This is a genomic window from Stenotrophomonas acidaminiphila (assembly GCF_001431595.1).
GTDB classification, from domain to species: domain Bacteria; phylum Pseudomonadota; class Gammaproteobacteria; order Xanthomonadales; family Xanthomonadaceae; genus Stenotrophomonas; species Stenotrophomonas acidaminiphila.
In genome coordinates this window covers 133,937-146,533 of the sequence record NZ_LDJO01000019.1, presented here as the reverse complement: position 1 = coordinate 146,533, position 12,597 = coordinate 133,937, and the positions used below count along the sequence as shown (strand labels likewise).

Genomic DNA, 12,597 nt, shown 5'->3' with positions numbered 1-12,597 from the left:
CAGACCCGGCCGGCCGGGCGCTCGCGCAGGCGCGCGGCATCGTCCGCCCAGGCATCGCGCAGACGTGCGGCCAGCGCGGCGGGCAACTGCCCGTCCAGCGCATTGCCGGGGCGTTCGGCGACGACGATATGCGCCAGGTCCAGCAGGTGCTCCCATTCATGCCAGGTCGGCAGGCCCAGCAGGCTGTCCGCACCCATCAGCAGCGCCACCGGAGCCGTGGCGCCGGTTTCGGCGCGCAGTTCCCGCAGGGTGTCCACGGTCCACGACGGTACCCCGGGCTGGCGGGCGGCGCGACGCAGTTCGCGGGTGTCGACCCACAGGCCGTCCTCGCCGGCGACCGCCAGTTCCAGCATGCGCGTGCGCTGGGCGGCATCGGCGCCCGGCGGCGGCCGGTGCGGCGGATCGGCGGCCGGCATCAGCCGCACCGGGGCATGCAGCTCGTCACGGGCGCAGCGGGCAATGGCCAGGTGGCCGTTGTGGACCGGGTCGAAGGTGCCGCCGTAGACCAGCACCAGGTCGCCACCGGGCCGATCCGGGCGCGGTCCCGGCATGGGCGCCACGGTCAGCGCGTCCCGCGCGCCAGCAGGCGCACCGCCTGCGCCTCGGCCACCGCCAGCAGCAGGCGCTCCAGCGCCAGCCACGGATCGCCATCGGCGCGGCCCTTGGCCATGCGGTCGACCTGGCCGGCCTCGGCCACGAAACGTTCCCAGCGCTGCGCCGCCGGATGTCGCTGCAGCGCGCGCTTGAACGGCGCCTGCCGCGACTCCCAGATGCCGCGTGCCTTCATTTCACCGGCGAGATTGCCGCCACCGGCCTGCACCCGCGCCAGCCCGGCGGTGAGCAGCAGTTCGCGGATCAGGATCGGGGTCAGCGCGGCCACCACCTCGCCCTCGGCGCGCAGCCCGGCGAGCATCCGCACCACCGCCTGCGGCTGCCCGGAGAACGCGGCCTCGACCAGCCGGAACACGTCGTAGCGCGCGGCATCGGCGACGAGTGCTTCCATCTTCGCCACGTCCAGCGTCTGCCCTTCGGCCAGCAGCGCCAGCTTGTCGATTTCCTGCGCGGCGGCCAGCAGGTTGCCCTCCACGCGCTCGCTCAGGCGTTGTACCGCGGCCGGTTCGGCTCGCAGCCCCCTGGAGCGCAGGCGACGCTCGATCCAGTCGCCCAGTTCGTGCGGCTTGATCGCCCAGGCCACCGACAACACGCCGACGCGCGCCACCGCATCGGCCCATTTGCCATGGTGCGACTTGCTCCACTCGCCGGCGGTGATCAGCAGCACCACGTCGGCCGGCGGCTGCGCGCAGAACGCGCTGATCACCTCCGCGCCCTCCTTGCCCGGCTTGCCGCCGGGCAGCCGCAGCTCCACCAGCCGCCGCGCACTGAACAGGCTGGGCGCGTTGAAACTGGACGCCAGTTGCCCCCAGTCGAAATCGCGCCCGTCGGCATCGAATACCTCACGCTCGCCGATGCCCTCGGCACGCGCCTTCGCGCGCACCGCATCGGCCGCTTCCAGCACACGCAGCAGTTCCGGCCCGGCGATCAGGTAGACCGGCGCCAGCGGCTGGGCACCGGCCTGGCTGGCAAGCTGCTCGGGACGCAGTTCCATCGCTCAGCTCCCGCGCGCCGGCGCCGCCAGAATCGGCATCGCTCAGCCGTCCTTGCCGGGGGCGGCGGGAGCGGCGTTGCGTTCCTTCTCCATCTGCGCACGCGTCACGCTGTCGATCCGGCGCAGGATCGAGGCGGACATCTCCCGGCGCAGTTCGTCGGCAAGGATCTCGCGTTCGGTGGTGGTGCCGGTGGCGTCGGTCGGCTCGGACACGTAGTCGCGCGACAGTTCGATCACCTGCTCGGGCACCAGCACGCTGCCGTCGGGATGCCGGAATACGAACACCACCGCGTAGCGCATGCTGTATTCCTGCGTGCGGCCCTGCGCATCGATGGCGATCGGCAGGTCACCCCAGCGCTCGGAGCGGATCTGCAGCCGGGCCGCGCCCTTGCCGGGCTCGTCCTCGCCGACGACGATCGCGCCGGACGCATGCAGCCCGCGCCCAAGCAGCTTGACCAGTTCGCTGTAGCGCACTGTGGACTCGACCTTCACCGCCGGGGTGTCGTCCGGCAGGGTGAGCTTGTTGCGCAGGTGGAAGCCGCAACCGGTCAGGCTCACGGCAAGGACGAGGGCGGTCAGGTATCGGGTCATGGGCACAGTCTGGCGGAGCCGGCGGGGGGCGGCAACAGAAAACCGCCGCATCATCGCCCATCGGGCGTGAGCGGGGATGAAACCGGGGATCGCCGGTCAAGCTGTCCCGGAGCGGACGCCGTTGCGTGCGAAGACAGGCCAGAACCGGAGCATGCGCACGTGCTGCCGGGTAAGCACTTGCGGAAAAGCTGCTCTCCACTTCCATGCCCCCCGGTCGGGGGGCTATCCGCGCGGCGCGGATGGGGGACGCCGCAATGGAGCGCAGGCCGCACCGGATGACGAACGCACAGCCGCGCGCCCGGATGGCGAACCATCAGGACGCGCCGCAGGCGGATCACCCCGCCACGATGTTGACGATCTTGCCCGGCACGATGATGACCTTGCGCACGGTCAGGCCTTCCAGGAACTTGGCCGCGTTGGGCTCGTCCTTCGCCGCGGCCTCGATCAGCTCGCGGCTGGCATCGGCGGCAACGTCGATGGTGCCGCGCAGCTTGCCGTTGACCTGCACCGCCAGGGTCAGCGCATCCTTGACCAGCGCGCCGGCATCGACCTGCGGGAACGGCTGGTCTTCCAGCAGGGTCTCGCCGTGGCCCAGCGCCTGCCACATGGCATGGCAGGCGTGCGGGGTGATCGGGTTGAGCAGCAGCACCGCCGCCTGCAGGGCTTCCTGGCGCACCGCACGGCCCTGGGCGCTGGCATCGTCGAACTTGGCCAGCACGTTCAGCAGCTCCATCACCGCGGCGATGGCGGTGTTGAAGGCGTGGCGGCGGCCATAGTCGTCGCCGACCTTGCCGATGGTCTCGTGGGTCTTGCGGCGGATCGCCTTCTGCCCGGCGTCCAGCGCGGCGACGTCCAGCGCCGGCGCGCTGCCGTCGGCGGCATGCCGGTGCACCATGGTCCACAGCCGGCGCAGGAAGCGCGCCATGCCGTCAACGCCGGCCTCGTTCCACTCCAGCGACTGCTCGGGCGGCGCGGCGAACATCGAGAACAGGCGCACGGTGTCGGCGCCGTACTTGGCCACCATCGCCTGCGGATCGACGCCGTTGTTCTTGGACTTGGACATCTTCTCGGTGCCGCCGATCACCACCGGCTGGCCGTCGCTGCGCAGGGTGGCGCCGGTGATGCGGCCGCGCTCGTCGCGCACCACGTCCACGTCGGCCGGGTTGAACCAGTCCCTGGAGCCATCGGCGTTGAGCCGGTAGAAGGTATCGGCGATCACCATGCCCTGGCACAGCAGGTTGCGTGCCGGCTCGTTGCTGTCGACCATGCGCGCGTCGCGCAGCAGCTTGTGGAAGAAGCGGAAGTACATCAGGTGCAGGATCGCGTGCTCGATGCCGCCGATGTACTGGTCGACCGGCAGCCAGTAATTGCCGCGCTTGTCCACCGCCTCGCGCGCACCCGGCGAGGTATAGCGGGCGTAGTACCAGCTCGACTCCATGAAAGTGTCGAAGGTGTCGGTCTCGCGCTCGGCGGCGGCGCCGCATTCCGGGCAGGTGCACTTGCGCCATTCCGGGTCGGCCTTGATCGGCGAACCGGTACCGGTGAACTGCACGTTCTCCGGCAGCACCACCGGCAACTGGTCTTCCGGCACCGGCACCGCGCCGCACGTGTCGCAGTAGATCACCGGGATCGGGCAGCCCCAGTAGCGCTGGCGGCTCACGCCCCAGTCGCGCAGGCGGTAGTTCACGCGGCGCTGGCCCTGGGCCTTGCGTTCGAAGCGCTCGGCCAGCGCCTCGAAGGCACCCTGGAAATCCAGCCCGTCGAACTCGGCCGAATTGACCAGTTCGGTCTCGCGGGTCTTGTCGCCGTACCAGTCCTGCCAGCGGTCCGGGTCGTAGCTGCGCTCGTCGTCGTTCTTCGGGTGCTTGAGCGCGATGACCTGCTTCTTCGGCAGGCCGTACTTGCCGGCGAACTCGAAATCGCGCTGGTCATGGCCGGGCACGGCCATCACCGCGCCGGTGCCGTAGCCCATCAGCACGAAGTTGGCGACCCAGATCGGCACCTGCTCGCCGCTGACCGGGTGCACCGCCTTCAGGCCGGTGTCCATGCCACGCTTTTCCTGGGTTTCCAGCTCGGCCTCGGAGACGCCGCCCTGCTTCAGCTCGGCCAGCATCGCCGCCAGCGCCGGGTTGTTCCTGGCCGCGTGCACCGCCAGCGGGTGTTCGCCGGCGATGGAGACGAAGCTCACGCCCATCACCGTGTCCGGGCGGGTGGTGAACACGCGCAGCGGATCCAGCACGCTGCCGTCCACGTCGCGCACGTCGAACTGGATCTCCAGGCCTTCGGAACGGCCGATCCAGTTGCGCTGCATGGTCTTGACCGATTCCGGCCAGCCGTCCAGCTCGTCCAGGCCATCCAGCAGCTCCTGGGCGTAGTCGGTGATGCGCAGGAACCACTGCGGGATCTCGCGCTTTTCCACCAGCGCGCCCGAGCGCCAGCCGCGGCCGTCGATGACCTGCTCGTTGGCCAGCACGGTCTGGTCCACCGGGTCCCAGTTCACCACCGCGTTGCGGCGATAGGCCAGGCCCTTGCGCATCAGCCGGGTGAACATGCGCTGCTCGTGCACGTAGTAGTCCGGCGTGCAGGTGGCGAACTCGCGCGACCAGTCGATGGCGTAGCCCAGCGACTTGAGCTGGCCGCGCATGTGGTCGATGTTGGCGTAGGTCCACGTGGCCGGCGCGGTGTTGTTCTTGATCGCCGCGTTCTCGGCCGGCAGGCCGAAGGCGTCCCAGCCCATCGGCTGCAGCACGTTGTGCCCGGTCATGCGCTTGTAGCGGCTGATGACGTCGCCGATGGTGTAGTTGCGCACGTGGCCCATGTGCAGCGCGCCGGACGGATACGGCAGCATCGACAGGCAGTAGTACTTGGGCTTGTCCGAGGTTTCGTCGACCTCGAACGCGCGGGTGGTTTCCCAGTACTTCTGGGCAGCGGTTTCGACCTGCTGGGGATCGTAGATGTTGGTTTCGACGCTGGACATGAAAGCGTTGGGGCTGCGGCAAAGCGGGACAGCGTACCGCAGTGCACCAGAGTGCTCCAATCCGGCCCACCCCGCCTCCCCCGGGAAAAACCCGTTCCCTGCAATATCAATCGCTTGCACGTTGCCGCCGGGCACCGCCCGCGGCAGCCCCGGGCGCCACACCGGTTTCCCGCGCCGGCCCGCTATGCTGCCGCCTCCACCCCAGGGGAAACACACCGATGCCGATCCGCCGCCGCTTCGCCTCCCTCCTGCTGCTGGCCTGCGCACCGGCCTGGGCCGAACCCGTCGCCGTGCAGTGCGGGCGCCTGTTCGACGCGCGCAGCGGCCAGCTCAAGGGACCGCACACGCTGCTGGTGGCCGATGGCCGCATCCGCCAGGTGCTGCCCGGCACCGGTGCCGATGCCGCGGGTGCGCGGGTGGTCGACCTGGGCGACAAGGTCTGCCTGCCGGGCTGGACCGACCTGCACGTGCACCTGGGCAGCCAGTCCAGTCCGCAGAGCTATTCCGAGGACTTCCGCCTGGACCCGGTGGACCATGCCTTCCGCGCGGTCGGCTATGCCGAGAAAACCCTGATGGCCGGCTTCACCAGCGTGCGCGACCTCGGCGGCGAGGTCAGCCCGCACCTGCGCGATGCGATCAACCAGGGGCTGGTGAGGGGCCCGCGGATCTTCGCCGCGGGCAAGTCCATCGCCACCACCGGCGGCCACGCCGATCCGACCAACGGCTGGAACGAGCGGCTCGCGCACCTGGTCGGCGCGCCCGGCCCCGCCGAAGGCGTGGTCAACTCGGTGGACGAGGCGCGGCAGGCGGTGCGGCAGCGCTACAAGGAAGGCAGCGACCTGATCAAGATCACCGCCACCGGCGGCGTGCTCAGCTACGCACGCTCCGGCGATGCACCGCAGTTCACCGTGGACGAGATCAAGGCCGTGGTCGATACCGCGCGCGACTACGGCTTCCGCGTGGCCGCGCATGCCCACGGCACCGAGGGCATGAAGCGCGCGGTGCAGGCCGGGGTCACCAGCATCGAGCACGGCACCTACATGGACGACGAGGTCATGCGGCTGATGAAGCAGCACGGCACCTGGTACGTACCGACCTTCTACGCCGGGCGCTTCGTCACCGAGAAGGCGGCCATCGACGGTTACTTCCCCGAAGTCGTCCGGCCCAAGGCAGCGCGCATCGGCGCGCTGATCAGCCAGACCGCGGCCAAGGCCTACCGCAACGGCGTCAGGATCGCGTTCGGCACCGACCAGGGCGTGGGCCCGCACGGCGACAACGCGCGCGAATTCGTCTACATGGTCGAAGCCGGCATCCCCGCAGCGTACGCGTTGCAGGCCGCCACCGTGCATGCCGCGCAGGTACTGGGCGTGGACGACCAGGGCGTGCTGGAGCCCGGCAAGCGTGCCGACGTGATCGCCCTGGCCGGCAACCCGCTGGAGGACATCAACGCGGTGCTGGACGTGCGCTTCGTGATGAAGGACGGGGTGATCTACAAGCAGTGACGACGGCGCCTGGCCGCAGGGAGGCGCCGCGCGTCCTCAGCGCGGCGCCAGCCGTGCCAGCAGCGCCAGCCACAGCGCCCAGCCCAGGAACGCCAGCCGCTGCGCCATCGCCACCGGCATCACGCTGCCGAACACGAACGCGCTGCACAGCATCCACACCGCGCAGGCCACCGCCAGGGTGGCGACCGGCCGCCACGCCGCATCGCGCGCGGCGCCCACGTGCAGCATCGCCGCGCCGCCACAGAACGCCACCAGCCACAGCAGCCAGACGCTGGCGTGGGCCTGGCTGGCGCGGTTCTCGATGTCCTGCGCGTCCAGCGGGAACACGCCCATGGCGGCGAACGCCAGCCCGGCCAGCAGCAGCATCTGCCCGGCCACCCGCAGCGGCCGCGAGGCCGTGGCCGGCATGCGCAGCACCAGCCCGAGCGCGGCCAGCGCCGCCAGCAGCCCGGGCAGCACGAAGCCCAGCGCATTGAAGGAGCCGGCACCGGGAACCCCGGTGGCCCCCAGCAGCGAAACCGGATGGCGCATCTGGTCATAGAACGGCAGCCGCGCGCCGAACACCGCCAGCGCCACCAGCCATATCGCCACCGACGCCGGTCCGGCCCAGCGCGCCATCTGTTTCCACACCATCGACATCCGATCCCTTGCACGCCGGCGCGGGCGGCGCCAGCCGATGGCGGCGATTGTGAAGGTTGCCGCGGCGGTACGCACGCCGGAGCGGCCGGCTCAGCCCTGCCAGCGGAACACATCCTCCACGCCGACGCCGAATGCGCGGGCGATGCGGAACGCCAGTTCCAGCGACGGCGCATAGCGCCCCGCCTCCAGCGCGATGATGGTCTGCCGGGTCACGCCGCAGGCGTCCGCCAGTGCCTGCTGGGTCATTGCGCCGTGTTCCAGGCGCAGCCGGCGGATGTCGTTGCCGACGGGCGTGCCGCTCACCGGCGGTCGTGCCGGTAACGCCAGAGCATGACCGCGGCGTGCACGCTGAGCGAGAGGCAGACCAGCCAGACGAGGAAACTCCCCATCCAGGCACCGCCGCGTGCCGCGACGAAATCCGCCTGGTCCTCGGCCAGTACCGAAACCACGACCAGCATCAGCGCCAGCGCGGCATAGCCGGCGCGCGCACCATGCGCCTGGATCGCCCGGTCGCGTTCGTCGGCCACGACCTTCCCGTCGCGGCGCAGGAACAGGAACGCGCCGACCAGCAACAGCCACCACGCGGGAGCCAGGACATCCGCCTGCCCGCCGCCGCCGGCGAGCAGCCAGCGCCCCAGCAGGATCGACGCCAGGCCGGCACTGGCCAGCAGCAGCCAGGCCAGCGTCTGCTGCCGGTTCATCGCCGAAAACACGTCCCGTGTGCGCATGCGCGTCCTCCTTGTCCGATCGCCCCCGGGATCGCCCCGCGTGGCCGCCCGTGCCGGCAACGCCGATGACGCCCCGGATGTAATGCAAACGTTACACCCGCCCGGAGTGATGTCCAGTATTTTTTACATCGGACTTGCATCCGCGGGCTCTGCCACCATCTTCGGCGAGACCTTTCCACTACGAGCGCCGCGATGTCCGACCTGCCCCACGTTTTCGACGCCACCACCGAGACCTTCGAAACCGACGTCCTGCAGAAGTCGCTGCAGACTCCGGTGCTGGTGGATTTCTGGGCGACCTGGTGCGGCCCGTGCAAGACGCTCGGGCCGATCCTGGAGAAGCTGGCCGGCGAGTACCACGGCGCGTTCGAGCTGGCCAAGGTGGACGTGGACAAGGAGCAGCAGATCGCCGCCGCGTTCCAGATCCGCTCGGTGCCGACCGTGTTCCTGGTCAAGGACGGGCAGATCGTGGACGGCTTCCCCGGCGCGCTGCCGGAAGGCCAGCTGCGCGAGTTCCTGGCCCAGCACGGCATCGCCCCGGCCGAGGCACCGGCCGCCATCGAGGACGAACCCGCCCCGCTGGACCCGCTGTCGCAGGTTGCCGCGCTGCGCGAAGCCATCGCCGCCGAGCCGGACAAGGCCGAGCTCAAGCTGGACCTGGCGCTGGCGCTGATCCGCACCGGCGACGTCGCCGAGGCCGGGCAGCTGCTCGACGCCCTGCCCGCCAACCTGGCCACCGATGACCGCGCCATCCGCGCACGCGCACGCCTGGATTTCCATGCCGCGGTGGCCGACGCGCCGCCGGCCGACGCCCTGGCCGCCCGTGTCCAGGCCGATGGCAACGACCTGGAAGCCCGCCACCTGCTGGGCATCCGCCAGCTGCTGGGCGGCAACGACGAGGCGGCGCTGGAGCAGTTCCTGGAAATGCTGCGGATCGACCGCAACTACGCCGAGGGCACGCCACGCAAGGCGCTGATCGACGCATTCCGGGTGGTCGAGGACGACGACCTCGTCGGCCGCTACCGCCGGCGGATGTCGTCGCTCCTGTTCTGACCCGTCACTACTCGTTCATGCAGGTGAAGCAAGCCCTGCCGGATAATGCGCCGTTCATCGTGGTGATGACGCGCGGCAGTCCCTGCCGTGCCACATGGGGAGTGGGGGCGCGCGATGCAGGGCGCCGGTTCCCGCGACGGAAGGACCGATTGCCGATGATGTTGTTCAACCGGGGGGCGCTGCGCCTGACCGTTCTGCTGCAGATCGCGCTGGCGACGCTGCCGCTGTCGTGCTCGGCCGCGGCCAGCGCCCAGGACTGGAGCTACCGCGTACGCCCCGGCGACACCCTGTGGGACCTGGGCACGCGCTATCTCAAGCCCACCGTGTCCTGGGAAGAGCTGCAGAACCACAACGCGATCGCCAACCCCTACCGGCTGCCGCCGGGCCAGGTGCTGCGCTTTCCCATCGCCTGGCTGCGGGTCGAGCCGGCGCCGGCACGCGTGGTGGCCGTGCGCGGCCAGGTCGACGTCAGTGCTGGCGGCGAGCCGGCCGCCGCGGTCCGCGAAGGCATGCGCCTGCCGATCGGCAGCCACATCCGCACCGGTGCCGACGCCAGCATCACCCTGGCCTTCGCCGACGACTCGCGCCTGTTGCTGCGCGAAAACTCGGAACTGCGCCTGGACCAGCTCAGCAGCTATGGCGCCACCGGCATGGTGGATACCCGGCTGCGCCTGCAGCGCGGCCGCAGCGGCAGCCGGGTGACCCCGGCACAGGGGCCGGCGTCGCGCTACATGATCACCGCCCCCACCGCCACCAGCAGCGTGCGCGGCACCGTGTTCCGGGTCAGCGCCGGGCAGGACGGCGACCCGGCCGTCACCGAAGTGGTCGAAGGCCGGGTGCAGGTCGGCAACCGCCACGGCCAGCGGATGGTCGATCCCGGCCAGGCCAGCCTCAGCGCGTCGGCCACGCGGGCACCGGCACCGGCCCAGCCGCTGCCGGCCGCACCGGTGATCGATGCGGCGCGGCTGCGGCTCGAACCGCTGCCGCTGCTGGCGGCCTGGCAGCCGGTGCCGCAGGCGCGCGGCTACCGCGTGGAGGTGGTGCGTGCCGATGCGCCGGAAATCCTGCTGTTCGCGCGCGACACCCCCGATTCCAGCATCCGTATCGACGACCTGCCTCCCGGCCAGCTGCGGCTGCTGGTGCGCGCGGTCACCGCCGAGGGTGTCGAGGGCCATGACAGCGCCCACGATTTCCAGGTGCCCGACGGCCTGCCGCCGCCGCTGACCACCGCCCCGGTGCATGGCCAGACCCTGGCCCTGGCGCAGCCGCGTTTTGCCTGGGCGCAGGTGCCTGGCGCCAGCGGCAGCGTGCTGCAGATCGCGCAGGACACGGATTTCCGCCAGCCACTGGTCGAGCGTCGCACCGATGCCACCCGTCTGCGCTCGCCGGTCGCGCTCGCCCCCGGCGACTACTACTGGCGGGTCGCGTCGGTGGACGCGCAGGGCCGCAGCGGCCGCTTTGGGCAGGCCCTGCCGCTGCGCATCAGCGATGCCCCGCCGGAGTCCGGCCTGCAGCCGGCGCAGGCCGGCAAGGGCCAGCTGACCCTGCGCTGGCAGGCGGGCGCCGAAGGCCAGCGCTATCGCGTGCAGGTGGATCGCCGCGGCGATTTCAGCGCCCCCCTGCTCGACCGCGAAACCAGCGCGCCCGAGGTGGTGATGAAACAGCCGTGGCGCGGCGGCACCCTGCATGTGCGCATCCAGTACATCGACGACGACGGCTACGCAGCCCCGTTCTCGACCGCCCAGCAGATCCGGCTGCCCTGCAAGCTCTGCTATGGCGCCGGCGCCGGCGCGCTGCTGCTGTTGGCCCTGTGAAGCTGTTCCTGATGCCCTGGCCGTGGCGGCTGCTGCTGGCCGTCGCCCTGGGCGCACTGGCCGGTTGGGCCAGCCAGGCGCACCTGTTCTGGCAGCAGGACGAGCACGTCTATGACCGGCTGGTGGGCGGCTGGGATTACCCGCCCGACGACCGCCTGGCGCTGGTCGCCATCGATGAGCGCAGCCTGCAGCAGCTGGGGCAGTGGCCGTGGCCGCGCGGCACCCATGCGCGGCTGCTCGACCGCCTGCGCGAAGCCGGCGTGCGCCGGGTCGCGCTGGACCTGATGTTCCCCGAGCCCGACCGCAAGGATGGCAGCCAGGACGCGCAGCTGGCCGCGGCGATCAAGCGCAGCGGCAACGTCGTGCTGCCGGTACTGGCGGCCGCGGCCAGCGACGAAGCCGTGCCCGAGGAACTGCTGCCGGTGCCGGTGCTGGCCGCGGTGGCCGATGGCCTGGCACACACCGACATCGAGGTCGATGGCGACGGCGTGGCCCGCGGCCTGTACCTGAAGGCCGGCGTGGGCTCGGCCTACTGGCCGGCGCTGGGGCTGGCGCTGAGCGGTGTCAGCGGCCCGATACCGGGACTGGTCGATCCGGCGGCGGAGACGGTCTCGCCCTATCAGTGGCGACGCGACAACTACGTGCGGCTGCGTTACGCCGGGCCGCCGGGGACCTTCCCGCAGGTGTCCTACATCGACGTGCTCGAAGGCCGCCTGCCGCCCGGGCTGCTGCGCGACCGGCTGGTGATCGTCGGCATGACCGCCAGCGGCATCGCCCCGCGCCTGCTCACGCCCACTTCGCGCGAATACTGGATGAGCGGTACCGAATACCAGGCCAACGTCGCCTCGATGCTGCTCGGCGGGCACGTGATCCTGCCGCTGCGCCCACCCGTGCAGTTGGCCGCGGTGTTCGCGCTGGTGGCGCTGTGCGCACTGGGCATGACCCAGCGGCGGCTGTCGCCGTGGCTGGTCGCGGTACTGTCGCTGGTCCTTCCGCTGCTGCTCAGCGCGGTGCTGCTGCGCGGTTTCAACCTGTGGTTCGCGCCGGCCGCGGCCATCGGCGGCGCGCTGCTGATGCTGCTGGGCTGGGGCCTGTGGCAGCTGCGCTACTGGCGCCGCCAGGCCAACCGCGACCCGCTTACCGGCCTGGCCAACCGCATGCGCTTCGAAGAAGCGCTGCAGCTGGAATACGAGGCGGCCCGGCGCGGTGGCCGGCCGCTGAGCCTGGCCCTGATCGACCTGGACAACTTCAAGCATTACAACGACACCTTCGGCCACCACGTCGGCGACCTGGTGCTGCAGCAGACCGCCAGGATGATCGGCGAACTGGCGCGGCGGCCGCGCGACCTGGCCGCGCGCTTCGGCGGCGACGAGTTCGCGCTGATCCTGCCGGACACCGGCAGCGAGGGCGCGGTCCAGCTGGTCGAGGCGCTCGTCGCCCGGGTCCGCCAGGCCGGTGTCGCGGTCGGCAAGGGGCGCCAGGCCAGGATCAGCGTCACGGTCGGCCTGGCGACCATCGTCCCCGACGTCGATGGCCTGCCGGCACAGCTGTTCCGCGATGCCGACGCCTCGCTGTACCAGGCCAAGGCCGCCGGCAGGGACGGGTACCGGGTGGCCGACTGAGGCGCCAGCCACCTCACCATACGGGTGCGAATGCTAGACTCCCCGTCCCCCTGTACGCCCCACTCCGC

The 12,597-nt window shown here is 71.1% G+C and carries 11 protein-coding genes; 4 read left to right on the top strand and 7 right to left on the bottom strand.

Annotated features, from left to right (window positions below):
• From nadD to leuS, 4 genes are all read right to left on the bottom strand, one after another.
• A partial coding sequence (gene nadD / locus ABB33_RS06150) for a nicotinate-nucleotide adenylyltransferase (protein ID WP_082595008.1) occupies positions 1-551 on the bottom strand: 551 nt, incomplete at its 3' end.
• An 11-nt stretch (positions 552-562) separates the two neighbouring features.
• The gene (gene holA / locus ABB33_RS06145; protein WP_056931502.1) at positions 563-1,606 is read right to left on the bottom strand and encodes a DNA polymerase III subunit delta; all 1,044 of its coding nucleotides are present in this window, start codon (positions 1,604-1,606) and stop codon (positions 563-565) included.
• Between the two features lie 42 nt (positions 1,607-1,648).
• Complete coding sequence (locus ABB33_RS06140) at positions 1,649-2,197, bottom strand: LPS-assembly lipoprotein LptE (RefSeq protein WP_056931501.1); 549 nt, start codon at positions 2,195-2,197, stop codon at positions 1,649-1,651.
• Between the two features lie 334 nt (positions 2,198-2,531).
• Positions 2,532-5,174 carry a leucine--tRNA ligase gene (gene leuS, locus ABB33_RS06135; RefSeq protein WP_054666718.1) on the bottom strand — a complete coding sequence of 881 codons (2,643 nt, stop codon included), beginning with the start codon at positions 5,172-5,174 and terminating at the stop codon, positions 2,532-2,534.
• A 218-nt stretch (positions 5,175-5,392) separates the two neighbouring features.
• Here leuS and ABB33_RS06130 point away from each other — a divergent pair, with 218 nt between their 5' ends.
• Positions 5,393-6,676, top strand: coding sequence for a metal-dependent hydrolase family protein (locus ABB33_RS06130; RefSeq protein ID WP_082595003.1), 1,284 nt, complete (start codon positions 5,393-5,395; stop codon positions 6,674-6,676).
• A 36-nt stretch (positions 6,677-6,712) separates the two neighbouring features.
• Here ABB33_RS06130 and ABB33_RS06125 read toward each other — a convergent pair whose 3' ends face one another.
• The 3 genes from ABB33_RS06125 to ABB33_RS06115 form a co-directional block, all read right to left on the bottom strand.
• A complete protein-coding gene (locus ABB33_RS06125) occupies positions 6,713-7,309 on the bottom strand; it encodes a DUF998 domain-containing protein (RefSeq protein WP_225546631.1) in 597 nt (198 codons plus the stop codon).
• Between the two features lie 96 nt (positions 7,310-7,405).
• A complete protein-coding gene (locus ABB33_RS06120; RefSeq protein ID WP_054666721.1) occupies positions 7,406-7,618 on the bottom strand; it encodes a helix-turn-helix transcriptional regulator in 213 nt (70 codons plus the stop codon).
• Positions 7,615-8,043: a DUF2178 domain-containing protein gene (locus ABB33_RS06115; protein ID WP_056931499.1), complete on the bottom strand. Its 429-nt coding sequence runs from the start codon at positions 8,041-8,043 to the stop codon at positions 7,615-7,617. Before ABB33_RS06115 ends, ABB33_RS06120 begins: the two co-directional genes overlap by 4 nt.
• A gap of 192 nt (positions 8,044-8,235) precedes the next feature.
• Here ABB33_RS06115 and trxA point away from each other — a divergent pair, with 192 nt between their 5' ends.
• From trxA to ABB33_RS06100, 3 genes are all read left to right on the top strand, one after another.
• On the top strand, positions 8,236-9,093 hold the full coding sequence (trxA, locus tag ABB33_RS06110) for a thioredoxin (protein ID WP_056931498.1): 858 nt from the start codon (positions 8,236-8,238) through the stop codon (positions 9,091-9,093).
• A gap of 155 nt (positions 9,094-9,248) precedes the next feature.
• A complete protein-coding gene (locus tag ABB33_RS06105) occupies positions 9,249-10,907 on the top strand; it encodes a FecR family protein (protein ID WP_169790231.1) in 1,659 nt (552 codons plus the stop codon).
• Positions 10,904-12,529, top strand: coding sequence for a CHASE2 domain-containing protein (locus tag ABB33_RS06100; RefSeq protein WP_056931497.1), 1,626 nt, complete (start codon positions 10,904-10,906; stop codon positions 12,527-12,529). Before ABB33_RS06105 ends, ABB33_RS06100 begins: the two co-directional genes overlap by 4 nt.
• The last annotated feature ends 68 nt before the right edge of the window (positions 12,530-12,597 follow it).